The organism is Mesorhizobium sp. M0960, from assembly GCF_040319055.1.
GTDB lineage: Bacteria > Pseudomonadota > Alphaproteobacteria > Rhizobiales > Rhizobiaceae > Mesorhizobium.
The window spans coordinates 1-25770 of sequence record NZ_JAMYNN010000009.1 but is presented as its reverse complement, the minus strand read 5'-3'; the positions used below and the strand labels follow the sequence as shown (position 1 = coordinate 25770).

At 61.5% G+C, this 25770-nt stretch carries 25 protein-coding genes and 2 pseudogenes; 13 read left to right on the top strand and 14 right to left on the bottom strand.

The genetic code is table 11. The annotated features are described in order from the left end of the window. Positions 1 to 75: 75 nt before the first annotated feature. Both NKH63_RS17585 and NKH63_RS17580 read left to right on the top strand, forming a co-directional pair. Positions 76 to 1518, top strand: coding sequence for a sensor histidine kinase (locus tag NKH63_RS17585; RefSeq protein ID WP_352918369.1), 1443 nt, complete (start codon positions 76 to 78; stop codon positions 1516 to 1518). Then, the gene (locus tag NKH63_RS17580; RefSeq protein WP_023720273.1) at positions 1515 to 2189 is read left to right on the top strand and encodes a LuxR C-terminal-related transcriptional regulator; all 675 of its coding nucleotides are present in this window, start codon (positions 1515 to 1517) and stop codon (positions 2187 to 2189) included. Before NKH63_RS17585 ends, NKH63_RS17580 begins: the two co-directional genes overlap by 4 nt. Positions 2190 to 2228: 39 nt before the next feature. Here the strand turns inward: NKH63_RS17580 and NKH63_RS17575 are convergent, their stop codons facing one another. Further along, on the bottom strand, positions 2229 to 2681 hold the full coding sequence (locus NKH63_RS17575; RefSeq protein ID WP_051409701.1) for a hypothetical protein: 453 nt from the start codon (positions 2679 to 2681) through the stop codon (positions 2229 to 2231). Between the two features lie 908 nt (positions 2682 to 3589). Between NKH63_RS17575 and NKH63_RS17570 the strand changes: the two genes are divergently transcribed. The 5 genes from NKH63_RS17570 to NKH63_RS17550 all read left to right on the top strand — a co-directional run bounded on the left by NKH63_RS17570 (position 3590) and on the right by NKH63_RS17550 (position 9011). Continuing rightward, on the top strand, positions 3590 to 4594 hold the full coding sequence (locus tag NKH63_RS17570; protein ID WP_352918256.1) for a LacI family DNA-binding transcriptional regulator: 1005 nt from the start codon (positions 3590 to 3592) through the stop codon (positions 4592 to 4594). Between the two features lie 71 nt (positions 4595 to 4665). Then, positions 4666 to 6000: an ABC transporter substrate-binding protein gene (locus NKH63_RS17565; RefSeq protein WP_352918254.1), complete on the top strand. Its 1335-nt coding sequence runs from the start codon at positions 4666 to 4668 to the stop codon at positions 5998 to 6000. A gap of 28 nt (positions 6001 to 6028) precedes the next feature. Beyond that, entirely contained in the window at positions 6029 to 6955 is a 927-nt protein-coding gene (locus NKH63_RS17560; RefSeq protein WP_031194369.1) for a carbohydrate ABC transporter permease, read from the top strand. Continuing rightward, positions 6948 to 7790 (top strand): carbohydrate ABC transporter permease, encoded by an 843-nt coding sequence (locus tag NKH63_RS17555; protein WP_352482011.1) that lies wholly within the window; start codon positions 6948 to 6950, stop codon positions 7788 to 7790. Before NKH63_RS17560 ends, NKH63_RS17555 begins: the two co-directional genes overlap by 8 nt. Before the next feature lie 24 nt (positions 7791 to 7814). After that, positions 7815 to 9011, top strand: coding sequence for a glycoside hydrolase family 172 protein (locus NKH63_RS17550; protein WP_352482013.1), 1197 nt, complete (start codon positions 7815 to 7817; stop codon positions 9009 to 9011). Between the two features lie 75 nt (positions 9012 to 9086). Here NKH63_RS17550 and NKH63_RS17545 read toward each other — a convergent pair whose 3' ends face one another. Beyond that, the gene (locus NKH63_RS17545) at positions 9087 to 9512 is read right to left on the bottom strand and encodes a VOC family protein (protein WP_352845630.1); all 426 of its coding nucleotides are present in this window, start codon (positions 9510 to 9512) and stop codon (positions 9087 to 9089) included. Between the two features lie 461 nt (positions 9513 to 9973). On the opposite strand from NKH63_RS17545, the gene NKH63_RS17540 reads away from it, so the two are divergent. Next, positions 9974 to 10414, top strand: a complete 441-nt coding sequence (locus tag NKH63_RS17540) for a DUF2267 domain-containing protein (protein WP_352482016.1) — start codon at positions 9974 to 9976, stop codon at positions 10412 to 10414. Positions 10415 to 10426: 12 nt separating this feature from the next. Here NKH63_RS17540 and NKH63_RS17535 read toward each other — a convergent pair whose 3' ends face one another. The 9 genes from NKH63_RS17535 to NKH63_RS17495 form a co-directional block, all read right to left on the bottom strand. Continuing rightward, complete coding sequence (locus NKH63_RS17535) at positions 10427 to 10849, bottom strand: substrate-binding domain-containing protein (protein ID WP_023720284.1); 423 nt, start codon at positions 10847 to 10849, stop codon at positions 10427 to 10429. Between the two features lie 40 nt (positions 10850 to 10889). Next, the gene (locus NKH63_RS17530; RefSeq protein ID WP_352482017.1) at positions 10890 to 12134 is read right to left on the bottom strand and encodes a flavin-containing monooxygenase; all 1245 of its coding nucleotides are present in this window, start codon (positions 12132 to 12134) and stop codon (positions 10890 to 10892) included. 223 nt (positions 12135 to 12357) lie between these two features. Beyond that, positions 12358 to 13170 (bottom strand): SDR family NAD(P)-dependent oxidoreductase, encoded by an 813-nt coding sequence (locus tag NKH63_RS17525; protein ID WP_023720285.1) that lies wholly within the window; start codon positions 13168 to 13170, stop codon positions 12358 to 12360. Next, on the bottom strand, positions 13167 to 14168 hold the full coding sequence (locus NKH63_RS17520) for a sugar phosphate isomerase/epimerase family protein (RefSeq protein WP_023720286.1): 1002 nt from the start codon (positions 14166 to 14168) through the stop codon (positions 13167 to 13169). The genes NKH63_RS17525 and NKH63_RS17520 overlap by 4 nt, the downstream gene beginning before the upstream one ends. A 37-nt stretch (positions 14169 to 14205) precedes the next feature. After that, a complete protein-coding gene (locus NKH63_RS17515; RefSeq protein ID WP_023720287.1) occupies positions 14206 to 14979 on the bottom strand; it encodes an SDR family NAD(P)-dependent oxidoreductase in 774 nt (257 codons plus the stop codon). A gap of 4 nt (positions 14980 to 14983) precedes the next feature. After that, entirely contained in the window at positions 14984 to 16081 is a 1098-nt protein-coding gene (locus NKH63_RS17510) for an ABC transporter ATP-binding protein (RefSeq protein WP_023720288.1), read from the bottom strand. Positions 16082 to 16091: 10 nt separating this feature from the next. Beyond that, positions 16092 to 17024, bottom strand: a complete 933-nt coding sequence (locus NKH63_RS17505) for a carbohydrate ABC transporter permease (protein ID WP_023720289.1) — start codon at positions 17022 to 17024, stop codon at positions 16092 to 16094. Continuing rightward, entirely contained in the window at positions 17017 to 17955 is a 939-nt protein-coding gene (locus tag NKH63_RS17500) for a carbohydrate ABC transporter permease (RefSeq protein WP_352482018.1), read from the bottom strand. The genes NKH63_RS17505 and NKH63_RS17500 overlap by 8 nt, the downstream gene beginning before the upstream one ends. Before the next feature lie 57 nt (positions 17956 to 18012). Further along, positions 18013 to 19278 carry an ABC transporter substrate-binding protein gene (locus tag NKH63_RS17495; RefSeq protein WP_352787823.1) on the bottom strand — a complete coding sequence of 422 codons (1266 nt, stop codon included), beginning with the start codon at positions 19276 to 19278 and terminating at the stop codon, positions 18013 to 18015. Positions 19279 to 19379: 101 nt separating this feature from the next. Here NKH63_RS17495 and NKH63_RS17490 point away from each other — a divergent pair. Next, positions 19380 to 19595: pseudogene (locus tag NKH63_RS17490) on the top strand (ArsR family transcriptional regulator); the annotation flags it as partial. 3 nt (positions 19596 to 19598) lie between these two features. Further along, positions 19599 to 20618: an ROK family protein gene (locus NKH63_RS17485; protein WP_352918367.1), complete on the top strand. Its 1020-nt coding sequence runs from the start codon at positions 19599 to 19601 to the stop codon at positions 20616 to 20618. A 294-nt stretch (positions 20619 to 20912) separates the two neighbouring features. Here the strand turns inward: NKH63_RS17485 and NKH63_RS17480 are convergent. Further along, positions 20913 to 21594: pseudogene (locus NKH63_RS17480) on the bottom strand (LysR family transcriptional regulator). Positions 21595 to 21733: 139 nt separating this feature from the next. Here NKH63_RS17480 and NKH63_RS17475 point away from each other — a divergent pair. Next, on the top strand, positions 21734 to 22612 hold the full coding sequence (locus NKH63_RS17475; protein WP_023720294.1) for an NAD(P)-dependent oxidoreductase: 879 nt from the start codon (positions 21734 to 21736) through the stop codon (positions 22610 to 22612). A 214-nt stretch (positions 22613 to 22826) separates the two neighbouring features. Here NKH63_RS17475 and NKH63_RS17470 read toward each other — a convergent pair whose 3' ends face one another. Beyond that, positions 22827 to 23159: an antibiotic biosynthesis monooxygenase family protein gene (locus tag NKH63_RS17470; protein ID WP_352482021.1), complete on the bottom strand. Its 333-nt coding sequence runs from the start codon at positions 23157 to 23159 to the stop codon at positions 22827 to 22829. Between the two features lie 353 nt (positions 23160 to 23512). Continuing rightward, positions 23513 to 24949: an MFS transporter gene (locus tag NKH63_RS17465; protein ID WP_352494764.1), complete on the bottom strand. Its 1437-nt coding sequence runs from the start codon at positions 24947 to 24949 to the stop codon at positions 23513 to 23515. Between the two features lie 120 nt (positions 24950 to 25069). Here NKH63_RS17465 and NKH63_RS17460 point away from each other — a divergent pair, with 120 nt between their 5' ends. Beyond that, positions 25070 to 25423, top strand: a complete 354-nt coding sequence (locus NKH63_RS17460) for a winged helix-turn-helix transcriptional regulator (RefSeq protein ID WP_023720297.1) — start codon at positions 25070 to 25072, stop codon at positions 25421 to 25423. Between the two features lie 45 nt (positions 25424 to 25468). Next, positions 25469 to 25770 (top strand): ROK family protein (locus NKH63_RS17455; RefSeq protein WP_352918251.1); only part of this gene is annotated, 302 nt, incomplete at its 3' end.

Below are 25770 nucleotides of genomic sequence, written 5' to 3'. Positions count from 1 at the left end.
GGTTACACACCAAGGATGGCGTCTTTTAGTGACGTTCGACAGCAAATTAGCCGGTTCTCCAGAATCGCGCCACTGATGCGGCGTGTTGCCGAGCGGGCCACTCGGAACACTAGGCCACACTGGGTGACAAGCCTTGTCGGCCGCTGGAACGCGTTGTCGCTGGCCACGCAGTTCCTGCTCGCGGGTGGTCTATTCTCCCTGTCGGCCATGGTGGTGGTGGGGATTTCAGTCACGAGCCACATAGAAGCCGTGGTCACGCAGAATTCGGCATCCGCTACGGCTCTTTACGTGGACAGCGTTATCGCGCCGCTGCTTCCGGATATGCGCAAGAGCGAAGTCCTCGACGAGAGCGTCGCCCACGCGCTCGATGAAACGCTGGGACAAGGGGCACTCGGCACAAGGCTCGAATCCTTCAAGCTCTGGCGTCGCGACGGAACCATCCTGTATTCGACCGACAAGACATTGATCGGCAAGCGCTTTGAACCCAGCGGCAATCTCCGCGCGGCGTTTGCAGGCCAAATGGTTTCGGAGTTCGACAAGCTCGACGATCCGGACAGCGAGGCCGAAAGAGCCAGCGGCTTGCATCTCCTCGAGATCTACAACCCGGTGCTGCAGCCATGGTCGGGGGAAGTGGTGGCCGTTTCGGAATTCTACGAGATCGCCACTGATTTCGAAAGAAACCTGCATCAGGCACTCATTCGAACCTGGCTGGACGTTGCCGCCGTCACAGCGGCCTTCTTTCTCGGGCTGTCGGCAATCGTGTTCCGTGGCAGCCGCACGATCAGTTCGCAGAGCCGCTCGTTGAAGCAGCGCATTGCTGAACTCTCCGACCTGCTTGCTCAAAACAGACTGTTGAGGCTGAAGGTGCAGCGTGCCTCGCAGCGCGCCACCGCACTCAACGAACGCTATCTCAGGCGCATCGGTGCGGACTTGCACGATGGGCCCGCGCAACTGGTTGCTCTCGCAGCGCTGGGGATCGACAGCCCCGTCATTGCCGATCCCGCTACGCCGTCAGCCGAACGTGCACAGGAATTGCTAGCCGTCAAAGCACATCTGGACGAAGCGATGCGCGAGATCAGGAGTATCAGCAAGGGCCTTGTCCTGCCGCATATCGAGCATGCCGAGTTGGCCGAAATTCTCGAGCTTGCCGTGCAAGCGCACGAAGAACGAACCGGAGCCAAAGTGGCGCTATCGATGACCGGCGGCCATGCGACGTTGTCGCCGGCGGCCAAGATCTGCATCTTCCGCTTCGTCCAGGAGGCGCTGAACAATGGATTTCGCCATGCCGGAGGTGAAGGTCAGTCGGTCGAGAAACATTTCGACGGCGAGCGCGTTTGTATCGAAGTGTCCGACGCCGGCCCTGGCTTTGACCCACAAATCGTGCGTCCCGAGAGGCTGGGGCTCGTTGGGCTGCGCGAGCGGGTGGAAAGCCTCGGGGGCCAGTTTACCGTGACTTCCTCACAAAGTGGCACGATCGTGAAAATGGCTCTCAACATCGTTGAAATGGGGCAGACATGACCGCAGCCATCAAGCTTGCCATCGTCGACGACCACCCTCTGTTCAGGGAAGGCGTTGTGCGCACGCTCGATCAGATCGGCGGATTCGAGATAGTCGGTGAAGGAAGCAGCAGAGATGACGCCCTGCGGATAATCGAAGACCAGCGGCCCGACATTCTGCTGATGGACATCTCGGTTCCCGGAGGTGGCCTTGGTGTGATCGGACCGGCCCTGGAGCGGCAGCCGGCATTGAAAATCGTGATGCTGACCGTTTCGGAAGAAAACCAGCACGTGATGACCGCGTTGCAGAGCGGGGCAAGGGGCTATGTTTTGAAGGGGGTCGGGTCGAGGACGTTGGCTGCGATCCTGCGCACGGTAGCGTCGGGCGAACGATATGTCTGTCCACAATTATCGGCGCGCCTGTTGGCCGATCTGTCGGCTCAATCAAAAGAGCCGGCGAAAGCTGACGGACTTGCCGAACTCACCAGCCGCGAAAGGGAGATCCTGACGCTGGTTGCCGCGGGACTGAGCAACAAGCGGATCGGGCTTCGGCTGAACCTGCATGAGAAAACGATAAAGCACCACATGACGCGAATCCTGGCCAAGCTCAACGTCAGCAACAGGACCGAAGCCGCAATGACGTTGCGCGACGCGACTGAGCGCCGGCATCCGACTGTTCGCGATCATGCTTGAGCCAAAATTGCCGCACAGCGCAGCTATGTGAACTGGCCCTCAGTTGATCATTTCAAGCAATCTGTCCCGATCGGAACGCGTCGCCAGGCGCCGAATGATGGTGCGGCCCTTGGCATCCCGCATTTCATATTGGCCGCTGTCGATGCGTTCGCTGAGGCCGTTCGAATGCACCACGCCAATGCTCGGCCCACGCACCTCGACCCGGTCTCCTGTGGTCGCGTTGACAAAGAGTTTTGGCTTGCTGTCGGGGTTTACCGCAGGGGCGGGATCAGGGGGATTGTCGTCCTGCGACTTTGCTTTGCCCTTGCCGGCTCCAGCGTTCGAGTTTGAATTGCCGGAGTTTCCACCCGAATTGCCTGAATTCCCGTTCCCGTTTCCGCCATTGCCGTTGCCGTTCCCGCCGTCTTTGGCACAGGCGGCCTGCGGGCCGAGCGTCGGCGACGGTCCGTCGAACATGACGCGATACGGGCCTACGACGAGAATGAAGGTCAACACGATTACGGAAATACCGACACGACGTCCTCGTGAAGATCTGGTCCTTCGTCTCCGGGTCGTCATCAATGAACTTGCCAGTCGCATGTCGTAAATCCCCTTAATCATACGGACCTGTCGTGCTGCCTCCTGTTCGACTTCGTGTCATGCTTAAAACAATGGTTTGTATCCGGGACGTCAAGACCCACCAGTCCCACGATGGTAACTGGTGGGTCTCGCTGGCGCAGGAAGGGACTATTTACTGCGCAAGTCTTTTGCCTTCCGTTGGTTGCGTCTCTCGGTGATAGCGCCGACTTCCCACCGTCAGCCAACAATAAATCCAATGGCCGCGATCCCGAAACACAGGCCAAACAACGGAAAAAGCAGCCAACGTGCCTGATGAATGCTCGGGTCCATAGCGGCCTCCTGTACCAGTCGGCATCGCAACGGGGTTCTTTGGAACTCAGTTCCTGAAACTCTCGCATTTCGGGCTTTTGCGATAGCAGCCTCGGACCAAAGTTTGGCCGTGCAGGTCCTTGGTCGACAGTCTTACAGACTGAAGTCCCTATGCCAGGAGCAATGGACCCCGCCTTGCATTCGGCAACCTTTGTATCCGACTGGCAGCTGCGATCCACCGCTCCCTTCGAATGCTTTGCGTTCCTGGCACTATGGCAACAGCGACGTTGGTCCACTGCCATGTCGTTGAAACGTCACCAATACAGACCCATATGAAAGTTGCGTCGGACGTCTCCTCCCATTGCGTCCGGCGCGTTCCCCTCTGGAGGTTACAGACCTTCACGCTTGGCCGGGCTTAACAGTCCGGCCTTTTTCTTTGGTCATTTGTGCAGCAATCCGCCGGACGACTCCAATCTGTGAGGCGTCAGTAAAATCGATTTGCAAATGCATTCATGTGCTCATAACCTGTCACTATGAGCACGATTTCCAAAGTTGCCACGCGAGCGGGCGTGTCGCGCACGACAGTGTCGCATGTCATCAACCATGCGGACCGGGTATCGAAACCGCTGCGTGAGCGCGTACAAGCGGCGATCGACGAACTCGGTTATACGCCTAACCCGCAGGCGCAGAGCCTGCGCACCGGCCGCACCAACATCATCGCGATGCTGATCCCCGACATCCGCAACCCGTTCTACCCGGAGCTGGTGAAGACGGCGCAGTCGACGCTCGAAGTGGTCGGCCTCGACATGCTGATCTTCAACACCGACGTACCGGGCGGACATTCACAGGATCACGGCCGCGAGTATTTGCGCCAGATCGGGCGCAAGCGGGTCGACGGCGTCATCGTTGCCGACTTCGCGCTGCACGGCATGCACAGCGAGCTGCTCAACCTCGATCTGCCCGCCGTCTTCATCGGCAATCTCCCCAATCAAGCCGTCGACAGCGTCCAGCTGGACGATTTCGGCGGCGGCTATCTGATGGGCGAGTATCTGGCGAAGAGGGGCCATCGCCGCGTCGCCCATGTCACCGGGCCATCCTTTTTCAAGGAGGCGATGGCGCGTGCCGCGGGCTTCGAGAAAGGGCTTGCCGACAATGGCGTGCCAATCGCCGCCGATCTTCGGTTCGAGGGAAGCTATCTTGCCCCGTCAGGACGGGAGGCGGTCGCTTGGCTCCTGGACAAGCACGGCGGAAACCTGCCGTCGGCGATGTTCTTCGCCAATTATCTGATGGCCTCCGGTGCGCTGACTGAATTCTACGACCATGCGATTAATATCCCTCAGGATATCGCCATCGCGGTCTTCGATGACCTGCCTCAGCTGGAATATGTCAGGCCGAAGCTGACCCGTGTCGGCAACAGCCCGACAATGCTCGCCAAGCGCGCCACGGAAATGCTGCTCGAGCGCCTGGGCGGCAAAGTCGAGGGCGCGCCGCGCACCGACGTGATCCCATGCGCGTTGAGCCCATCCGACAGCGCATGACGCCAAATGCCGGCAGAGGGAACGGAGGTCCTTCGCCAACGTTCGACCGAACAACACCCAGGGAGGAAATGATGACTGACAAAACGACCCTCAACCGCCGTCGGCTGATCCAGGGCGGCGCCACTTTCGCCGCCGCCGGCCTTACAGGCTTCCCGTTCATCAATAGGATGGCCTTGCGCGCTCAGGAAGCGCCGCTGAAATTCTGGCAGTTCTATGCGCCGGGCGGAGACGTGAAGCCACAGGTCCAGTGGTTCGAAAAGCTGGTGGCCGACTGGAACGACGGCCACGACCAGAAGGTCGAGCTCGAATATGTCGTCAACAGCGAATACATCTCCGGCTCCAAGCTGGCGACGGCCTTCGCGTCGGGCGAGGGCCCCGACATCTTCCTCATCAGCCCCGGCGATTTCCTGCGTTATTACAATGGCGGCGTACTGGCCGACCTGACGCCGCATATCGAGGATGCCGCCAAAGCCGATTTCCCGGAAAGCGTCATCGCCAACCGCATGGTCGACGGCAAGATCTACGGCGTGCCGATGGAGGTCGAGCCGATGGCCTTCTATTATTCGGTCAAAGCGTTCGAGGAAGCAAAGCTCAACGAAAACGACGTGCCGAAGACCTGGGACGAGTTGTTGGCGGTTGCCAAGAAGCTGACGACGCCCAACCGTTATGGCGTGCTGTTCGAAACGACGCCTGGCTATTACCAGAACTTCACCTGGTATCCGTTTCTGTGGCAGGGCGGCGGCGAATTCCAGGGTAAGGACGGCAAGAGCGCCTTCGATTCGGCGGCCACGGTCAATGCGCTTAAACTCTGGCAGGATGCTATCAATACCGGTGTGGCGCCGCGTCAGGTGGTCGGCGGCGGCTTCGACATCGTCGCCAATCTCGGGGCAGGGCTGTGCGCCATGCAGAACTGCGGCATCTGGGGCATTTCGGCGATGGACAACAACGCCAAGGACGTGCCCTACGGCATCTTCAAATTGCCGACACCTGCCAATGGCAAATATGTCACCGTCGGCGGTGGCTGGGCCTTCGTCGCCAATGCCGGGGGCAAGAACCCGGATGCTTCCGCCCAGTTCTGCGCCTGGGCGCTGGCCTCGATGGATCAGGGATCGATCGACCGGGTCGTCAACTGGTGCGCGGTCGCCAAAAGCGACATGCCGCCGCGCAACAGCGCACTGAAGGCCGGCGCCGATGTCTTCAGCACGGGTAAGTTCGGCACCTTCGCCAAGGAAATCCACCCGGGAACGCGTGCCGAACCGCGGGTTCCGCCTGAAGCCTACAAGATCATCTCGGATGCCATCCAGTCGGCACAGCTTGGCGGGGTCGATGCCCAGCAGGCCGCGACGGCAGCCAGTCAGCAACTCGACGCGTTCCTCGCTTCCTATTCCGGCGCGCCGATCCTTTAGGTCCCCTTCCAGCATGCACGCAGACGAGATGAAATCGCCGGCCGCGGGCGCCAAATCCGCTCGCGGCCTTACCGCCAAGCAAAGGGAACGCTACGCCGCATGGCTGTTCGTCCTGCCCGATGCGCTCGGACTGCTGGTGTTCGTCGGCGTGCCGATGCTGCTGTCGCTCGCCGTCGGGTTTTTCGAGGTCAACGGCTTCGGCGGCTATAGATTCGTCGGGCTCGGCAATTATCGGCGCATGTGGAGCGATCCGCTGTTCTGGTCGTCGGTGAAAGTGACCGTGGCCTATGCCGTCATGCTGGTGCCGGCGCTCTACGCCGCCGGGCTGGGGCTGGCGCTTCTGGTGCAGAAGACCAACCGCTTCAACGCGGTCATGCGCTCGATGTTCTTTGCGCCGCAGATGGTCAGCCTGGTCGTCGTGGCGCTCGTCTGGCAACTCATGCTGGTCGAGAAGGTCGGCATCGTCAGCCGGCTGGCGCCGCTCGTCGGCCTCAGCGGAATTTCGCTGCTCGGCGATCCAAATCTGGCGCTGTTCACGCTGGTGCTGGTCAGCGTCTGGTTCCTGATGGGCTTCTACATGCTGATCTTCCTCGGCGGGCTCCAGGACATCCCGGCAGAGTATTACGAGGCCGCAAAGATCGACGGCGCCGGGCCGGTGACAAGCTTCTGGTACATTACCTTGCCCTTGCTCAAACCGACCAGCTTCTTCGTCCTCCTGGTCTCGCTGGTCGCGGCTGTCGCCGGCGGCCAGGTCTTCGACCTGATCTATGTGATGACCAAGGGCGGGCCCGTCAATTCGACCTCGGTGCTGATCATCTACATCTACAAGCAGGCGTTCCAGTTCGGCGCCTTCGGCTATGCATCGGCAATGGCATCGCTGCTGGTGCTGGCGCTGATGCTGGTCACGGTGTTCTTCTTCCTGCTGACGCGCGGCGGACGTTTCGAGCATGACTGACAGCCGAACTCCTTCCACGCGTTCGCAGATACGAGCGGCGAGGCTTGCCTGGATGCTGGCGACCGCGGCGCTTGGCCTGATGACGGTGTTCCCGCTTGTCTGGATGCTGGTCATCTCGCTCAAGCCGGCGAGCGACGTCTTCACGCCGAGCCTCATTCCGGAACGGCCGACGCTCGGCAATTTCCTCTATGTGCTGACCGAGGTGCCGTTCCTGCGCTACCTTTTCAACTCGTTCTTCGTGTCGGCGACGGTGACCGTCGCTGCGCTGTTCTTCCATTCGATGGCCGGCTATTCGCTCGCACGGCTGCGTTTTCCGGGCCGCGACATCCTGTTCCTCGCCATGTTCTCGACGTTCCTGGTGTCGCTGCCGGTGATCATCGTGCCGCTGTTCATTTTGACGCGGACGCTGCACATGCTGGACAGCTATGCCGGGCTGATCATTCCGGCGATCTTCAACGCATTCGGCATCTTCCTGCTCAGGCAATACTACCTGTCGCTGCCGAGGGAGCTGGAAGAAGCGGCGATCATGGATGGCGCCAGCTATTGGCGCATCTATTGGAGCATCATCCTGCCGCTCAGCCGGCCGATCCTGTCGGCGTTGGCGATCCTGTTCTTTCTCGCCAACTGGAACGCTTTCCTGTGGCCGTTGACGATCACGTCGGACCTCAATCTCTGGGTGGTGCAGGTTGCCATCGCAAACTTCAAGAGCCAGTACGCCGCCGCCTGGAATTATGTCATGGCCGCCTCGACCATCGTCGCCGTGCCGATGCTGGTCCTCTTCGTGATCTTCCAGCGCCAGATCATGGAATCCATCAAGACAAGCGGCCTGAAATAACCGCTGAAGCAAGAGGAGAAACACATGGATAATGCCGGCCTGTCGCCGCTTCGCGGGCTCGCCAAATTGCGCGACGCCAAAACCCGCCGGTTCTCAAGCTACGACCGCACCGGCGGCAATGACGACCGGCTGCATATTGAACCTGGCCAAACGGCGGTGATTGCCGAGCATGATGGTGCCGGCATCATCACGCATATCTGGGCGACGCTCGCCTGCAAAAGCGAGGACTTCCTGCGCAAGATCGTATTTCGCGCGTATTGGGATAGTGAAGAACATCCGAGCATCGAAACGCCGATCGGCGATTTCTTCGGAATGAGCCATGCCCGCACCCGCAATTTTGCCAGCCTGCCGGTCCAGGCAAGCCCCGAGGACGGCAAGGCCTTCAACTGCTATTTTCCGATGCCGTTTGCCAGCCATATGCGGTTCACCGTTACCAATGAGGCCGAGGACGACCTGCTTTTCTATTATTATGTCGATCTCGAACTTCACGAAAAACTGGAGGAAGGCCTGGGCCGCTTCCACGCCCAGTACAGGCAGCAGCGACCTGATGGCATCGACGAGGCGGGGCTGGCCAACGAGCAGTTCCTGTTTGGCGGTGAAAATACCGACGGGAACGGTAACTACACCATCCTGGAGGCGGAAGGTCACGGCCACTATGTCGGCCTGCTCTATTCCGTCTATTCGCGCCGCCGCTCCCCTCTATGGGACTGGTATGGTGAGGGCGACGACATGATCTTCGTCGACGGCGAGCCGGGCATTTCCGTGCCGGATACGGTGCGCAAGCCCGATCCGCGTATCGGGCTGAAGGCCGAACTGGTCGGCGATCGTGGCGAGACCAGCCCCGGCGCCAACGATGCATGGCCGCCGACACTGCACGGCACCGGCACGGAAGATTATTTCAATACGGCATGGTGCCCGACACAGGACTACAGCGCGCCCTATCACGGCATAATCGCTGCCGGCGGGCCGAACTGGACGGAGCCGGTCACGCTCTATCGCTGGCACATAGAGGACCCGGTCATCTTTCACAAACGCATCCGGGTGACCATCGAGCACGGTCACGCCAATCGCCGCTCTGACGACATCTCGTCAGTCGCCTTCTGGTATCAGGCGGAACCGCACAAGCCGTTCGAAGCGCTTGCCGATGTCGAGGACCGCATCCCCACCTATCGCGCGCCTTATCACAATTGGAATGCCGCCTTCGACGAGAAGAGGCGTTAGGCCGGGATGCGTTCGAATTGAACCGTGCGTCCCGCGCTATCTGCGTCGGGGCATGACCTGCGGTAGCTCGCCGCCTCAGCTGCGAGGTGGAAGTTGCTGGACAGACCAGGTATTGCCGTCGGGATCCTCAAAGAAGACAAATCTGCCCCAGGGAAAATCCTTGATATCGCTGACCACGATACCTTGAGCGGCCAGGTGCCGGTGTGCCTCATCAATATCGGGCACGACCAGTTGCAGGCCTCTTATGGATCCCGGGGGGCTGTCGACGAGGCCCTTGCCCATGGCAATCGAACAGGCCGAACCGGGCGGCGTCAATTGCACGAAACGTATCTCGTCGCTTACGGTGTGGTCGTGATCGAGATGAAAGCCGACCTTGCCAACATAAAAGCCGATTGCTCTATCGACGTCCGATACGGGGACCGGGACCAGTTCCAGCTTCCAATCCATCACAGCCCTTTCGCAGCTTGATCGCCAAGTGGTGCCGAACACCGTGGGCGACATCCCGCCATCTTCCCAATGCCATTGTCGGCGCGGGCCGCTCATTCAGTCAAGAGATGTCCGGCAAGAGATATCCGGTTCGGGCAACGTGAGGACTGGTCTCATTGCCGGCTTAGACGGCGAGGCGTTCGGAAACCGATGAGCGCAAGCCCAGTTAGGGGGACAAAGACGCATTTCGGATCAGCAGAGACGGCTTTCATGATCGGAACGCAGATGGCCGGATACGACCATGGGAAGGTTGCGCGCGCCGTTGACGTTCGAAGAACTGCGCGCCTCGAGACGGCGCTCACCGAAGCTGGCGAAGCTCGTCGGCAGCGAAGCCGAAGCGCCAAGAGCAGACCTGACGCAAAGAGGCTCTCCGACCTAAACCGGCTTCCATCGCTTTGCCAGGCTATTTTCACAGGACCACGAAACAATTGTCTCCGGTCGCCGTTTCGCCCGCAGAACCTTTCGAGGAGGCGACGATGAGCACAACCGGCTTGGACGTTTTTGACAAAACGCTGCAACTAACAAACATCTGGCTCGACGAGATCATGGCGGATCTTGGTCCGGATCGCCACGTCGCCTGGCACACATTGGGCGCCGTTCTGCGAACCCTGCGGGACAGGTTACAGATCGGACTGGCGGCCAAATTGGGAGCGGAACTGCCGCTGCTCGTGCGGGGCGCCTACTATGATCACTATCGGCCCGCCGACATGCCCGATAAGACACGCTCGCTCGAGGAGTTCCTGCAACACATCGCCGAGGAATTGAAATCGACCCGTCCTGTCGATCCCGAGGATGCAGTACGCTCGGTATTTCGCGTGCTTGCACGGCATATCGACCTTGGCCAGTCGGCAAAGGTGCGAGATGCGCTGCCAAAGGAAATCCAGGCGCTCTGGCCTGAAAGCGTGGGCGTCAAATAGCGGCGATCCTGCTCATGCGGACGTGCGACGGACCAACTGCCACGAAACGCTGAAAAGGGTAGGTATTGCGCCCGGTGTTGCCGAAATCAATGAGATCAGATGATCGGCAAAATGGTCGTAGTGGGCCGTTTCAGGACCGATCGTCGTCAATGCCGTATGACTGAATTCGCCCTCGTCGATATTGCCACACCCGATGACCGCTATGTCGCCCGGCACGGAGAGCCCGGCCTCCTCGAATGCGTGCAGGGCGGTCACGGCGGCAAGATCGGATTCGACGAAAAGCGCGGTCGGCCGGTCCATGCGGGCGGCCAGCGCCGTGACATTGGCAAACGCAGCCTTGCGCGCCTCTGCACCGCCGATCACAAGGTCATCTCGCAGCGGAAGGCCGCGTGCTTGCAGGAAGCTGTGATAGGCGGCGTGACGGCTTCCGTTCACCGCTTGGGGGTTTAGAAACCTGCCGACGGTGTCCAGGTCGTCACGAACGCCGCACGATGTGTTCCGCAAGGCGATGGGCCTCCTCGGCAATCGCCAATATTATGCCTGATTTGCGCGTGGAGGCGAAATCCAACCCGGCGAAGTAGATGCCTGGCAGGGCGGCCACGCCATCCTCGTGAACAGGCTGTCCTTCCGGGTCGAGCAGACCGGAAAGCCTCACCCAACTGAAATCGCCCTTGAATCCGGTGCACCACACCACGGTCGTGATGCCGGACTCGGCAGCATCAAGAGAACGGACAGCCGGATTCGGCAGCTGCGCTGCGACAGTCTCCGCTGGGTCGGGTTCCGAAACGGGGGCATCGATTCCGGAGCGGCTGATGTATTCGTCGATATAGCGTTTGACGTTGGCGGAGGCCTCATCCGCAAAACGAACATGCTCTTCGAGATCGTCGGCGAATGACAGACGGCCGTCATCTTCGACGCCTGCGAACCGCCCCAGCAGCACGACACCTTGGGCGCCGAGCCCTTGCAGGCTTATCGTGTGTTCTACCCCAAGCAGACCACGAGGTGGAATGCGCCCCGCAAGTCGAATGATCTCGTCTCGACGCACGTCGAGAAATCCGCTTTCGACGAGCCAGAGCATGATGTCGCGACCTCTGTAGTGCCGCGAGAGCCGCCCGACCCGGCTGGTGGCAAGGAAGACTGTTCGGCCTGCTTCCGCCAGTTCTTCCGCGATCTGGGCACCGGACTGGCCGCTTCCGACCACCAGCACCGCTCCAGCCGGGAGATCAGCGGCGCTGCGATAATCAGAAGCATCGATCTGGCGCAGGCCCGGCGGCAACGCAGCGGCCCAAACTGGGCGCACCGGACAATTCAAGTTGCCGCTGGCGATCACCACGTTGCGTGCCAAAAGTGTTCCGCGCGAGGTGATCAGCCGATAGCCGCCATTCTCGTGCCCGCCGGCGAGCTCGGTCACCACAGTGTCCGGTTCGACCGGCAATTCGTTTCGCCTGGCGAAATCCTCAAGCAGGGCGACGAACTGGTTGCGCGTCAGGGCACCGAACGGATCCGAACCGTCATAGCAGTCGCCGGGCATGACGGTCTGCACGTTGGGCGTATTCATCCGGAAGGAATCCCACCGCTGGGTGCGCCAGGTCTCTCCGATGCGGCCGCGCTCCAATACGGCATGGCGCAAGCCTTGCCGAGCCAGCGAATAGCTGACGCCCAGACCGGCCCAGCCGGCCCCGACTACTACTGCATCAAGGACGTTGGCATTATCCGTCATTTGCCGCGGATCCGGAGGCTAGCGCCGTTGCAGCGCTGTGAGGCGGCACTGGCGCCATCAGCGTAACGCCTCTGCCAACGGACAACCGCCAAACAGCGGCCGATGCTGCCCGAACCCATCCCCTCGATCTGCATGGTTTCGCCCCCGACGCGAGGGCACGATAACAGTTTTATCGGGTCACGGCACGATCAAATACTCGTCCGAAACCGGCAATGGTTGCGGCTTAACCTGGAAAGATTGTGAAACCGCCATCGACACGGATTACCTGCCCGTTGATGAAGCGCGCGCGCGGACCGGCGAGGAAGGCCACCGCTTCGGCGATCTCTTCAGGCTCCGCATACCGGTTCAGCGATTTCTTGCTCGAATCCATGCGCTGCGGATCGACCACGCGACTCGCCTGGAACCGTGCCGTCTTGGTGGCGCCAGGGCTTACCGCATTGACGCGTACGCCATCGTCGATCAATTCCTTGGCGAGGCAGCGCGTATAATGGACGACGGCCGCCTTAAGCGTTGAATAGACCACCTCGGGTGAGCAGCCGATATGCGCTGCCGCCGAGGCGATGTTGATCACCGAGCCCGAGCCCCGCTTGACCATCGGCGGAACGAACGCCTGGCAAACCAACATCGTGCCGATGAGATTGTTCTCGGTTAGAACCTTGATGTCGTCGTAGTCGATGTCGAGTGCGTTGTTGGGACTGGGCTTTACGCCCTTGGCGCCGATGTCGCCGCCGGCGCAGTTGACCAGAATGTGCACGTCGCCGAGGTCCGCCTCGATCTTCCTCTTCATTTCGGCGACAGCTTGCTTGTCGCCTATATTGCCGGTGACCGCGGTCACCCGTGTCCCATGCTTCTCCAAGCCCCGGGCAGAGTCGCCGAGGTCCGCGAATTCACCATATTGAGATGGCCGGGCCCAATCGAGGTCGTGGACCGCGACGTTTGCGCCAAGTTCGGCCAAGCGGTCGGCCATCACGCGGCCGAGGCCGCGTCCCGAGCCGGTGACGAAGGCGGTCAGGCCGCTGAGGTCTCGGGTGGTCATGCTGATCTCTCCATTGCAATGAAACCGAACTTCTTCATATTGGCGGCGCTGCGGCGGATCATGTCGAGCTCATACGAAACGAGCGCGCCGTCATTGTCGCGCTCCCATGGCGTGCGGTAGTCGGCGTCGTCCGCAAGACGGTTCGCGCGCGCAGCACTCAGGCAGGCCGCGAACTCGCGTGCGGTCTTCGGCGCATATCCGTTCCACCAGTCGTCCGTGAGACAGCGAACGTGACGGGCCTCCAGCGCGCCCGGTTCGAGCACCGCCGTCAGCGTGTCGTGGTGCTCGCCAAGGATGGCTGCCAGTTCGCCAAAAGGCACGGCGCCGTCGCCGATCGCGCAGCGGACCAGACGGTAGCCCTCATCCGTGAACTGCACGCGATAGTCCTTGAGGTGAACGTGGCGGACATAGGGTGCGATCCGCTGCGTGAAGGCAAGCGGCGCCTCGCCGACAGGAAAAGTGTTGCCGGTGTCGTAGGTGATGCCGACGCCCGGTCCGCCGAGCTCGCAGAACGCGACCAGTTCGTCGCTGCCGAAGTCCTGATGGTTCTCGATGCCGAGTACCCGGCCCTCGGCCGCCGCACGCGGTCCCCAATCTGTCAACGCAGCGCGGATCGTCGTATTGAACTCACTCCATTTCCGGCCCCAGGCGTTGCGGTCGCCGCACAGGACAGGCGTCAGTGCGATACGGATCGTCGTCGCCTCGAGCAGGCGCGCAGCCCGAAATGCGTTGTCCAGCGGACCTGCCACCAGCAGCCCGCCGCTCACCACGGGGACAATATCGAGCGCACTCATACGCTTGCGCAGCGCGACGATTTCGGCATCCGGCAAGTCGGTCAACCAGGGTTCGTAGATCTCGAGCGTGCGTGCGCCCAGTTCCTGCGCCAGCGCGATGAAGCCTTCCAGTCCCACGCCGTCCGGATTGTGCCGCGGCGTGCCACGGCCCTGCAGTCCGAGATAGTAGGTCAGTCCGTAGGGGTTGAGGCCGAGACGAAGCATCAGCTTGGCGGTTCCAATGGAGGGCGGAGAGGGGTCACTAGCGCAGGCCGGCATCGACGGTGATGGACTGCTTCGTGATCATGCGGCTGTCATCCGCTGCCAGGAAGAGCACGGTCCGTGCAATCTCCTCGCCCAGGAGGACGCGACGGATCAATTGCCGCTGCACCGTTTGGTCGACTGCCTCCTGCGTCTTGAACCACAGCTCGCGCTGCCGCTCGGTCATGACGGCGCCGGGTTCGACTGCATTGACGCGGATGTTGTCGGGTCCGAACGACCGCGCCAACGCACGCGTCAGCGCCACCACAGCCCCTTTGGCGGTGGCGTAGGCCACCATCTGGTCCGCTCCGAAACGCCAGGCAATGGAGGAGAAGTTTATGATCGAGCCGAAGCCGAGTTCCTGCATATGCGGATGCACAGCTTGAGCGGCGAAGAAGTGATGCCGGAGATTGATGTCGAAGCTGCGGTCCCAATATTCGGCCGTCACTGCGTCGATGGGATGGCGCTGATCATTGGCAGCGTTATTCACCAGGACGGCGACCGGACCAAGCCGCGCGCGCACGCCTTCTACCGACGCCTTTAACGCATCGACGTCGGTCACGTCGCAATGGAGATATAAGGGAGCCCGCCCGGCGGCACCGCCGAGCTCGCGCAGCAACGCCTCCGCTGGTTCGTCCTGCACATCGAGAAAGGCTACCCGGGCGCCATTCGAGGCGAAGGCGCGGACCATATCGGCGCCGATGCCGGAGGCGCCGCCGGAGATCAGCACGACCCGATCGGCCAAGCTCGGATAGGTTGCGAATTGTACGGACATCAAATTACAGAAGCGCCTTGGTTGTTGGATCGAACAGGCAGGCGCGCGACATATCGATGCCCAGCGTTATCGTCTCGCCCATGACGGGAGCGTCGTCCGGCTCGAAGCGGCCGGTGATCTCCAGGTCACCCAGCCTGAGCACGGCAAGCGTCTCGGCCCCGGTCGGCTCGACCAGCTCGACCGGCGCCTGCATGGACGCCACAGCAGGTTTGCGCGACTTCAGGTCGGTCGTGAAACGGTAGATGTGTTCCGGCCGGATACCGAGCACGACGTCCTTTGGCGCACCGGCGGGCATCGGCGCAGCAAGGGCAAGGCTGGCGTCGCTGCCGTCAGCGGCGCGTACCGAGATGCTGGTCGAGCCGGTAAGCCGCGCCGGGATGAAATTCATCGCCGGCGATCCCATGAAACCGGCAACGAACATGTTTGTCGGCCGGTCGTAGATCCGCTTCGGCGTGTCGAACTGCTGTACCGAGCCCTGGTTCATCACCGCAATGCGGGATGCAAGCGTCATCGCCTCGACCTGATCGTGGGTGACATACACCGTGGTCTTGCCGACGCGATGGTGGAGCTTCTTGATTTCGGTACGCATGTCGACGCGCAGCTTGGCGTCGAGATTGGACAGGGGCTCGTCGAACAAAAACAGCTTCGGGTCGCGGACGAGGGCACGCCCCATCGCAACGCGCTGCCGCTGGCCGCCCGAGAGCTGGCCAGGCTTGCGTTTAAGCAGCTGTTCGATCTGCAGGAGTGCGGCAACGCGCTGGACAGCTTCCGCTTGCACCGCTTTGGGCACGCCGCGGCTTTCCATGCCGAAGGTGATGTTCTGGCGCACCGTCATCGTGGGATAGAGGGCGTATGACTGGAACACCATCGCAATGTCGCGGTCCTTGGGTTGCACCGAGTTCACCAGCCGGTCGCCGATCCAAATCTCTCCCGACGTGACGGTTTCCAGGCCGGCAATCATGGCGAGCAAGGTTGACTTGCCGCAACCCGACGGACCGACAAGCGCGACGAATTCTCCGGTCTTAGCCTCGAGATTGATGCCGGAAAGAATCTCGAGCGAGCCGTAGCTCTTGTGAAGGTTGCGGATCATCAACGCGGACATGGGCGACGCCTCATTTGATGGCGCCCTGCGTGAGGCCGCGCACGAAGTATTTGCCACCGAACAGATAGATCAGCAGCGGTGGCAACGCGCCGATCAGCACGGCTGCGCTCATCACATCGTAAGCACGTGCGGTCGTGCCGCCGGCCGTGAGCGCGACCAACGCCGCCGTAATCGGCTGCTGCTGGCCCGACGTGAAGACGACGCCGAACAGATACTCGTTCCAGATGCCGGTGAACTGCCAGATGACGGTGACAATCAGAATGGGCGGCGACAGGGGCAGGATGATCTTGCGGAAGATTCGCCAGAAGCCGGCGCCGTCAATGCGCGCCGCCTTGATAAGGTCGTCCGGTATGCTGACGTAGAAATTGCGGCAGAACAGGGTGGTGAACGAGATGCCCTGGACGACGTGGATCAACACCAGCCCATATGTGGAATTGGTCAGGCCGAGCTTGCCGAGCAGGAACGCCCACGGCATCAGCGAAATCTGGCCGGGCATGAATACGCCGAGCAGCATCAGATTGAAGATCAGTTCGGAACCCCTGAAGCGCCATTTGGAGAGGATGTAGCCGTTCATGGCGCCGAGAATGGTTGAGATGATTGTGGCGGGGATCGTCATCGCCAGCGAGTTGAAGAAATTGCGCTTCATGCCCTCGCAGGTACCGCTGACACAGTAGGATCCCCAGGCCTGCGCCCACGCATCGAACCGGAAGCTGCGAGGTACGGAGATGAGGCCGTTGCGGGCAATCTCCGACTGCTCGCGCAATGAGTTGAAGATCACCACCAGCAACGGCACGAGATAGACCATCGCGAAAAGCGCCAGCACGGCATAAACAAGGAAGCGGCTCCAGAAATGCCGGCGCGTGGCTGCGGCAGCTTCCGGATCAAAGCCGGTCGGATTGGGGCGGGCCGGGTCAAAGCTGGCATTGGGGGCAATTTCAGCCATTGCGGCCCTCCGCCCGCCGGCGCCAGACGATCCACAACGAGTACGGCACCAGCACCACCGCGACTGCCGCGAGCATCATCATCGCCGCGGCGGCACCCTCGCCGATTTGCCCGCGCTGGAACATCAGGTCGTAGACATAGATGGCGGGGAAGGTGGTGGACACGCCTGGCCCACCCCGCGTCAACGCCGCCACCAGGTCGAAGGTCTTGATGGCGAATTGTATCTGAATGACCGCCACCGCCAGGAATATCGGGGCGATGGTGGGCAGGATGACCCTGCGATAGGTCCGGAAAACCGACGCGCCGTCGATTTGCGCGGCTTTGACGAGATCCGGATCGACCGACCGCAGACCGGCCAGGAAAAGTGCCATCGCGAAGCCGGACGACTGCCAGATACCGGTTATGATCACCGCATAGATCGCCGTGTTGCGGTTGGCCGTCAGGGCGAAGCTGAAGTCGGTCCAGCCAAGCCCGCGAACGAAGGCCTGGATACCGTCGACAGGGTTATAGAGCCAACTCCACACCGTACCGGTGACGATGAAGGACACCGCCAACGGATAGAGGAAGATAGTGCGCCAAACCGCCTCGCCGCGGACGCGCTGGTCGATCGCGATCGCGAGCAGCAGGCCAACCGCCATCGAGCCAACGATATAGAAGCCGCTGAACAGGAAGAGATTCGTATAGGCGATGTTCCAGCGCCGGTTTGCCCAGAGCGAAGCGTAATTGTCGAGGCCGACGAACCCATAGGTCGGCAACAGCGACGAATTGGACAGCGAGATGTAGAGCGTCCAGAGCGTGAAGACGAAAACATAGACGAAGCTCGCCGCTATCGACGGCGCCAGCACCAGAATGGGCACCATCGTGCCAAGGCGCTCGCGCCACGGACGGGTCGTGGCGGCTGCGGCCGGTACAATCAGGTCATGGGTGGACATCGGGCTGCTCCGGCGAAGTCAGGCCGGGCGCTTCGCCCCCGGCCATCATCGGCAGCTTCACTTCTGCGCTTCGGCCGCATCCGCCATGGCATTGGCCGCGTCCTGCGCACTCATATCCGGCGTCGCCACAAACTCGGTGATTGTATCCATGATTGCGCCGCGGACTTTTTGCGGCACCGTCATGTTGTGCGCCATGGAACGGACGAGCGTGCCGGCGGCGATCGAGGCTTGCAGATCCTTTTGCGAGAGTTGCTGGCAGGGATTGAAGCCGTTCGAAAGATCGACGTCGAGGCGGGCCGGGATGGAGCCTTTGGTCTGATTGAAAATGGTCTGGAACTCGGGCGATAGGATGATGCTGGCAAGCAGCTTCTGTCCCTCGATGTAGTCCGGGTCCTTCTGCTTGAAGAACACAACCGAGTCTGAATTCAGGATGAAGCCGGGCTTGCCCCAATCGGTCGGCGCCTGGGCGCAGACATAATCGGTGCCCTCCTTGAAGCCGCCAGCCGTCAGCAGGCCGATCGTCCAGTCGCCCATGATGTGGAAGGCGGCCTCGCCGCGGCCGACCAGGTGCGACATGGTATCCCAGTCACGCCCATTCATGCCGGGGTCCATGTACTTCGAGGTCATGGTGCGGAACTGCTCGAAGGCCTTGACCATGCCGTCGCTGCGCATGGCATCGACGTCGCCCTCGACGAAAGCTTTCTTGTAGAGATCGAGGTCCTGACCGTACACGACCACTTCGAAAACCGTCGAGTCGGTCCAGTCGGCGGTCGAGTGCGAAATGCAGATCTTGCCGCTGGCCACGATCTTGTCGCAGGCGGCGTTGAATTCCGCCCATGTCTTCGGCATCTCGGTGACGCCCGCATCCTTCATGACCTTTGGCGATGCCCACAGCCAGTTGATGCGGTGGATGTTCATCGGCGCCGCCACCCAATTCCCCGTCGGCTTCATCACCGGCAGCAATTCGGGAGCGACGACCTTCTCCCAATTTTCCGCCTTCGCCAGGTCGTCGAGATTGGCTGTCATGCCCGTCTCGTTCCATTCGGCGATCTCGGGGCCCTTGAGCTGCACAGCGGGAGGTGCGTTGCCGGCGATCACATCGGCACGCAGTTTGGCCAATGTGTTGGCTGTATGGCCTGCGATCGAGGTCTGCTGCCAGGCGCCGCCCTTGGCGGTAAACATCTCGCCGAGCTTGGCGATAGCCTGGGCGTCCGATCCGGTCGCCCATTGGTGCAAGAGGTTGGTCTTGGGCTCCGCGAGTGCTGCTCCGGTAAGCAAGGTGAAGGCGGTAGCGGCCGCAAAGGCCGTCCTCAGATATTTCATCGTTTCACTCCCATAGGTGATGCACGGTTCGTATCGACCGCTTGTGGCCCGCGATTTGAGGTCCTGGCCGGTGAGATGCAGTAATCTCCGTTCTTTCCAAGATGACATATTTGGGCTATCAGTCAACGTCCTTTGTGCTCATCATGAACAAACCTTCGCTTAGAAATTGGCTGATCGACAGGCCGTCCGCGTCGCCGGAGAGCCTGATCGTCCGATGCCTGCGTGAGCGCGGCGTCCTTTCTGCGTCGCAAATTACCCGCATTACCGGTTTGGCGCGGTCGACGGTTTCAACCGCGCTCAATGGCTTGAGAAAATCGGGGATGGTGATCGAATCCTCGGCCCATCATGACGCGGCCAGGGGTATCGGCAGGCCTGCCACGGCATTGACGCTCAATCCCGCTGCGGGCACCTGCGTCGGCATCCATCTGGGCCTCGACGAAATGCGATGCGTCGTCGCCGACGTCTCGCATTCTTTCATTGCCGAACAAACTATCCCCATGGGTCTGGACTACCAGCCGCAGCAGGCGGCCCAGCTCGCCAAGTCAGTAATTGCCCGATGCTATGAAGAGAACGGTCTGCCGATGGCGGGGCTCCTGGGGGTTGGGGTCTCCGTCTCAGGCCCAGTCAGCCGCGAAGGAGTGGTGCTGCGCGCGAGTATCGTTCCGACCTGGGCCGGGGTCAACATCCGCGATGTGTTTGGGCCGACCCTCGAACAGCCGATCTTCGCCGACAATGAGAGCAACTGCTCGGCCATTGCGGAGTTGATGTGGGGTGCGGCCGTCGGCCAAGACGACTTCGTGCTCTTCAAGGTCGATCTGGGCGTCGGCGGGGCCATTGTCCAGCATGGCCGGCTGGTGAGCGGCATCGCCGGCGGCGCCGGCGAATTCGGGCATATCAGCATCGATCCCAGCGGTGACCTTTGCCGGTGCGGCAATCGCGGATGCCTGGAGCTCTATGCCAGCTTTGCCCGGCCGCTCGAGCAGATTTCGCGCATCGTGCGGCGGCCGGTCACGATGGACGACGTGATCATGATGGCCGAGCAGGGCGACGTAAGGGCGCTGCGGATGATCGAGGACACCGCCGAGTTCGCCGGACGTGGGCTCGGCTTGATCGGTTCGGTGCTCAATCCGCCGCTCATTATCATCGGCGGCCGCATGGCCTTGGCGGGCGACATTCTCCTGGCGCCACTGATCGCGTCATATGAACGCCACACGCTCATCAAGTCCCGCGATGTGGCGCCCGCGCTGCGCACGCGGATAATCGTTGGCAAGCACACGGAGAACGATGCATTGCTCGGCGCGGTCGGCCTCGTGCTGCGCCACAACAGCCGACTGCGATGATATGGCTACGTTCCAGGTAAACCTTGCCGTACGAAGGCAGAGGTCATGGGTTCGAATCCCTTCGGGTGCACCAAACACCGCCATTTGCCGCCGCCTACGGCGCACGCGCCGGCCAGAGCACGCCAGCCTAGCAGGGGCGGCGACTGATTGAGTTCGAATCCTTTGAGGCGATGACGGCTCGGCCCTCATTTTGCGACATTTGGGGTCTGGTCGCACGTAAGCGGACATCACACTTCGGCGCCCACGACGCCCCAGCGATCGGCCCAGGATTCCAACGTACCCGCCCAAGGACTATCAGTCTGCATTGATTGGGTCTGCACCTTGTGGCCGTTGCGAGAGTTCAGCGATCAGATGGTCGGCAACGACCCTAACGGAGGGGAGCTGCCCGCGACGATGCGGCATCAGCAGAGTCGTCGCCACGCCACGCGCTGTCCAGTCCGGTAAGATGCTTCCGAATATAGTCGAGCGAGGCGACGAGCCAGGCGGGGTCGTAATCGATGCGACGTTGCACGAGTTCGGTATCCGGCAACGGGGCGAAGTGGTTGCGGATGGCGATGTCGAAACCTTCCTGCACGATGTCCACGAACCTGTCGGAGACGTCGAGCATGATGCGGACCTTCGGATAGCTCGCTGCGAGACGCGGGAGGATCGCCGCTAGACGGAACTGGGCGATCGGCAGCGATGCCGTGATCCGCACCGTTCCGCTCGGTTCCGCAAGGCGACCCTTGATCACATGGTCGGCCGCCTCCGCTTCGATCAGCATGGCGGCGGCATGACGATGAAAATCTCGGCCGATCTCGGTCACGGTGAAGCTGCGCGAGGTCCGCTGGACCAGACGCACGCCAATCGCCTTTTCCAGCTCGGAGAGCCGCTTGCTGAGAGTGGACTTGGGGATGCCCAGGGCACGCCCCGCCGCAGCGAAGCCGCCATGATCAACTACTTGAACGAAAACGAGGAGGTCGTTGAGATTCAGCATCCGGAGCTCTCATCGTTCCTAAATGTGGACGATAGATCTACAGATAACCCACTACTGCTTCTGCGTCCAATATTGCATCTCTTTGTAGCCGCCGCCGTGGGGCGGGGCTGCAATTCGGAACGTAGAAGGACGCACGTACATGGCCAATATCTCGATCCTCGGCCTCGGGGCCATGGGGCAGGCGCTGACCGCCCGATTTCTTTCGCAGGGCCACACGGTCACGGTCTGGAACCGCACGCCCGGCAAGGCCGCATCACTGCTTGCCAAAGGCGCGCGCGAGGTGAAGTCCGCCGCCGACGCGACCGCCGCAAGCGACGTCACCGTGATGTGCGTGCTGGACTATGCCGCGTCGGATTCGGTGATCGATGATGCGGCATCGGCGCTTTCCGGGCGTTCGCTGGTCAATCTGACCAACGGCACGCCGGCACAGGCGCGCGCCACGGCCGAGCGGATTGCCAAGCTGGGCGCCGCCTATCTCGACGGCGGCATCATGGCGACGCCTCCGATGATCGGCGGCGAACATGCGCTTATCCTCTACAGCGGCTCCAAAGCGGCCTTCGATGCGCACGCCCGAACGCTCGAGGCGCTTGGCGCCGCGAACTATCTCGGCGGGGATGCCGGGCTGGCATCGCTGCACGACTTGGCCCTTCTTAGCGGCATGTATGGCCTTTTCGCCGGCTTCTTCCACGCTACCGCGCTCGTAGATTCCGAAGGCATTGGCGCGGGCGCTTTCCTCAAGCTCCTTGGCCCATGGATGACCGCGATGATGGGCGAGCTGCCGGGATATGCGGAGAAGATCGACAGCGGCAGGCATTGCGTGAATGTGGTGTCGAACCTCGGGATGCAGGCCGCCTCACTGGACAACATCCTCACAGCTACCCGGGAGCAGGGCGTCGCCACCGATCTGCTCGACCCCATGCTGGACCTGTTCCGCAAACGGGTGGGAGGCGGATTCGGAGATGAGGATATTTCAGGTGTTTTCGAGCTGATCCGGCGAAAGAGCGGGAAAGGCGGGTGAAGCCGTCGTGGATGGCGCCATATCCCTCGCCGCTGCCGACATTCTCGGCCTCCCGGGGAGGCGGTGCACCAGCGTCCAAAATGAACCCAGCTTCGGGGTTCGCTGCCCGCCGGCAAGCGGTTCGTCATCCTCTCCTCGCGCGGCGATGCGGGATACACTCCCGGCGGTCGGCTGGAATTCGAGTTTTGCACGGGATGATGGCTGGAACACTCGGTCAGGCTCCGCTTGATCCGGACGACTTCCCTGCGTCCTCAATGACGTCGTAGTGGCATACACGCGGATCGAAGGAGAGCAGCTCGGCGACAGCGCCCGGTTCGACGACCGCCTTTTCGACATCTGACCCGGCAAATCTGCCGATGGCCTCCATCGATTGCCACCGGGTCTGCACCTGAAATTCGATTTCGGCATCAACTTTGCGCACGCTCAACTGCGCTCCGAGAAATCCGGCCGTCTGGAGCAATGCCGGAAGGACACTGGTTCTGAAGTGGTTGGGATAACCGTGCGGATTGGACGCCGCGGCGCGAGCGCGCCATTGACGAATAACCATCTTGCTCTCCTCGATGCGTTGCCGCCAAGCAGCGGCATGTGGACCTCAAATATCTAATGCACAACTCTGGCCGCGCTGAGCCAGGCTGGGCAACCACGTCGGCGACGTCAGCCAGCGTATCGTCGTCGACGCGGGGCAACTACAACTCGATTCGCTGTCGGCCCAAGGCGTCGCGGAACTCGATCGGGCCGGGGCGCGCGCTGCTGAGCAGTTCTGGTTTCGTAGACGCGTCTAAGCATCGGCACAGCCTACATCTTGACTTGTATGATGCAACCCATATGGCCCGTCGCAGGCTGTGCCGCCTCGCGTTTGCGCATCTGGTAGGGGAGCCGCGACGGCGGCTCCCCAATTCCTCATACCCCGACGTGCACCGGCGCAGGGGCCGGCGTTCTGTCCCGCGAAAGAAGGAGCAGCGCAAGCGTTGCACCGGTGGCGGCGATGATCACACAGGCCCAAAAGCCCGCCGCATACCCTGCGGTCAGTGCTGCGGGGGTATCCGACGTCCCCGTCATCGAGACAGCGACGGTGGCGGTGATAGCTACCCCCAGAGCAGCGCCAATCTGGAACATCGCGCTGTTTATCCCGGACGCGAGGCCTGCGTCGGCTTCCTTGACCTTCGAGAGAGCTGCAACGGAACCGGCAACGGCAGCCATTCCGATACCAGGCCCGAAGGCGATCAAGCCCGGAAGCAGATGCGCGAGGTAGGTGCCTTCGGGAACAATGAAGGTGAAGAGTGCGCACCCAGCGCCCATCAAGAGCATGGCGATCACGGCAATCGCACGCGCCCCGGCCCGGCCGATCCATTTACCCGTCAGTGTTGAGGAGACGATCGACAGGATTGCATAGATCATCGTGCCAAGGCCAACGACAAGCGGCGAGTAACCCAGGACCTTCTGGGCATAAAGCGACACCAAAAGTGCCATGCCGAATACGAGCGCCCCGGCGAAGAGCATGGTCAGGTTCCCGCCGACAAATGAGCGAGACCGAAAGATGGCAAGGGGAACAAGCGGGTTATTCACCCGCCTTTCGATCAACACGAATGCGCCGAGCAGTCCGAGCGTTGCACCCAACAGGCCCAGGGTTTGCGGATGGGCCCAGCCAACGCTGGGAACCTCGGTGATCGCCAGTACGAATGCCACGAGCGCCGCGGTAATCGTCACGGCGCCGCCGAGATCGAAGCCACCGCGGCTGCCGATAGCACGGCTCTCGCGCAGCGTGAACGGGCTGAGCCCCAGGATCATGGCGCAGATGGGGACATTAATGAAGAACACCCAGCGCCAACCGAGCCAATCGGCAAGCGGTCCACCCACCAGCAGCGCGGCGGTGGCCCCGCCGGCTCCCATCGCGGACCATAGCCCCAGGGCTCGATTCCGTTCATTTCCCTCGAAGGTGGTCATGAGGATCGATAGGGCGCTGGGGGTCAATACGGCAGCGGCAATTCCTTGAACAACCCGGGCACCGATGAGAAATCCTGGATTGCCGGAAAGCCCGCACGCCAGCGAGGCGACAAGGAAAGCAGCTGTGCTCGCCATAAACAGGCGCCGCCGACCCAACAGATCCGATACTCGACCCCCGAGAAGAAGAAGCCCGCCCAGAGCCAGCATGTAGGCGCTCATCACCCACTGCACCGCGGATGGGGTGAAACCGAGTTGTGCCTCGATCGAGGGTAAGGCGAGGAGGACGATCTGTCCGTCAAGGCAAACCATAAAGAAGGCTACGCAAAGTACCGCCAATGCAATCCAGCGTCGTGGATCGGGTGCGGCGGAAAAATTCTTGGATGGGATATCCATGGGAAAGTCCTTTTGCTTGCCTGCGGCGCGATAACGCCACGAGGGAGGCGCAAGGTGATTGACTTACCGCCGGTTTGGCAAGTACCTACTATTTTGTAGGTACCCTATCGGAGCGATGTGATGGCAACGAACTTACCTGAAGCCTGCGGCCTGGGGCCGGCATTCCTTGTGATCAGCGGCAAGTGGAAAGGCACGATCCTCTGGCTTTGCCGGAAGCAGCCGCGGCGGTTTGGCGAGTTGCGTCGCCTTATTCCCGACATGAGCGAGAAGATGCTCATCCAGCATTTGCGAGAGATGGTGGCGGACGGACTCCTTGACCGACACGATTTTGGGGAGGTTCCGCCTCGCGTCGCATACTCGTTGACTGACCTAGGTCTGGAGCTGGACGACGCTCTTGCTCCGCTTGCGCACTGGGGTCTCAAGCATTCGGATCGACTGACACGGGATCGACCAATGTCGCTGGTCAAGGCGTAGCGCCTTAGGTGCGGCGGTGTGCTGTGCGCGAGTATCGTTCCGACCTTGTTTGGGCCGACCCTCGAACAGCCGATCTTCGCCGAAAATGAGAGCAACTGCTCGGCCATTGCGGAGTTGATGTGGGGTGCGGCCGTCGGCCAAGACGACTTCGTGCTGTTCAAGGTCGATCTGGGCGTCGGCGGGGCCATTGTCCAGCATGGCCGGCTGGTGAGCGGCATCGCCGGCGGCGCCGGCGAATTCGGGCATATCAGCATCGATCCCGGCGGTGACCTTTGCCGGTGCGGCAATCGCGGATGCCTGGAGCTCTATGCCAGCTTTGCCCGGCCGCTCGAGCAGATTTCGCGCAT

Bases quoted from the DNA above. Each gene is read 5' to 3' on its own strand.
- NKH63_RS17505 (WP_023720289.1), bottom strand. From the start codon at position 17,024: ATGGCTGAAATTGCCCCCAATGCCAGCTTTGACCCGGCCCGCCCCAAT.
- NKH63_RS17520 (WP_023720286.1), bottom strand. From the start codon at position 14,168: ATGCTTCGTCTCGGCCTCAACCCCTACGGACTGACCTACTATCTCGGA.
- NKH63_RS17565 (WP_352918254.1), top strand. From the start codon at position 4,666: ATGACTGACAAAACGACCCTCAACCGCCGTCGGCTGATCCAGGGCGGC.
- NKH63_RS17495 (WP_352787823.1), bottom strand. From the start codon at position 19,278: ATGAAATATCTGAGGACGGCCTTTGCGGCCGCTACCGCCTTCACCTTG.
- NKH63_RS17525 (WP_023720285.1), bottom strand. From the start codon at position 13,170: ATGACCACCCGAGACCTCAGCGGCCTGACCGCCTTCGTCACCGGCTCG.
- NKH63_RS17540 (WP_352482016.1), top strand. From the start codon at position 9,974: ATGAGCACAACCGGCTTGGACGTTTTTGACAAAACGCTGCAACTAACA.
- NKH63_RS17515 (WP_023720287.1), bottom strand. From the start codon at position 14,979: ATGTCCGTACAATTCGCAACCTATCCGAGCTTGGCCGATCGGGTCGTG.
- NKH63_RS17475 (WP_023720294.1), top strand. From the start codon at position 21,734: ATGGCCAATATCTCGATCCTCGGCCTCGGGGCCATGGGGCAGGCGCTG.
- NKH63_RS17500 (WP_352482018.1), bottom strand. From the start codon at position 17,955: ATGTCCACCCATGACCTGATTGTACCGGCCGCAGCCGCCACGACCCGT.
- NKH63_RS17560 (WP_031194369.1), top strand. From the start codon at position 6,029: ATGAAATCGCCGGCCGCGGGCGCCAAATCCGCTCGCGGCCTTACCGCC.
- NKH63_RS17545 (WP_352845630.1), bottom strand. From the start codon at position 9,512: ATGTCGCCCACGGTGTTCGGCACCACTTGGCGATCAAGCTGCGAAAGG.
- NKH63_RS17555 (WP_352482011.1), top strand. From the start codon at position 6,948: ATGACTGACAGCCGAACTCCTTCCACGCGTTCGCAGATACGAGCGGCG.
- NKH63_RS17465 (WP_352494764.1), bottom strand. From the start codon at position 24,949: ATGGATATCCCATCCAAGAATTTTTCCGCCGCACCCGATCCACGACGC.
- NKH63_RS17510 (WP_023720288.1), bottom strand. From the start codon at position 16,081: ATGTCCGCGTTGATGATCCGCAACCTTCACAAGAGCTACGGCTCGCTC.
- NKH63_RS17585 (WP_352918369.1), top strand. From the start codon at position 76: ATGCGGCGTGTTGCCGAGCGGGCCACTCGGAACACTAGGCCACACTGG.
- NKH63_RS17485 (WP_352918367.1), top strand. From the start codon at position 19,599: ATGGTGATCGAATCCTCGGCCCATCATGACGCGGCCAGGGGTATCGGC.
- NKH63_RS17550 (WP_352482013.1), top strand. From the start codon at position 7,815: ATGGATAATGCCGGCCTGTCGCCGCTTCGCGGGCTCGCCAAATTGCGC.
- NKH63_RS17580 (WP_023720273.1), top strand. From the start codon at position 1,515: ATGACCGCAGCCATCAAGCTTGCCATCGTCGACGACCACCCTCTGTTC.
- NKH63_RS17470 (WP_352482021.1), bottom strand. From the start codon at position 23,159: ATGGTTATTCGTCAATGGCGCGCTCGCGCCGCGGCGTCCAATCCGCAC.
- NKH63_RS17570 (WP_352918256.1), top strand. From the start codon at position 3,590: ATGAGCACGATTTCCAAAGTTGCCACGCGAGCGGGCGTGTCGCGCACG.
- NKH63_RS17460 (WP_023720297.1), top strand. From the start codon at position 25,070: ATGGCAACGAACTTACCTGAAGCCTGCGGCCTGGGGCCGGCATTCCTT.
- NKH63_RS17530 (WP_352482017.1), bottom strand. From the start codon at position 12,134: ATGACGGATAATGCCAACGTCCTTGATGCAGTAGTAGTCGGGGCCGGC.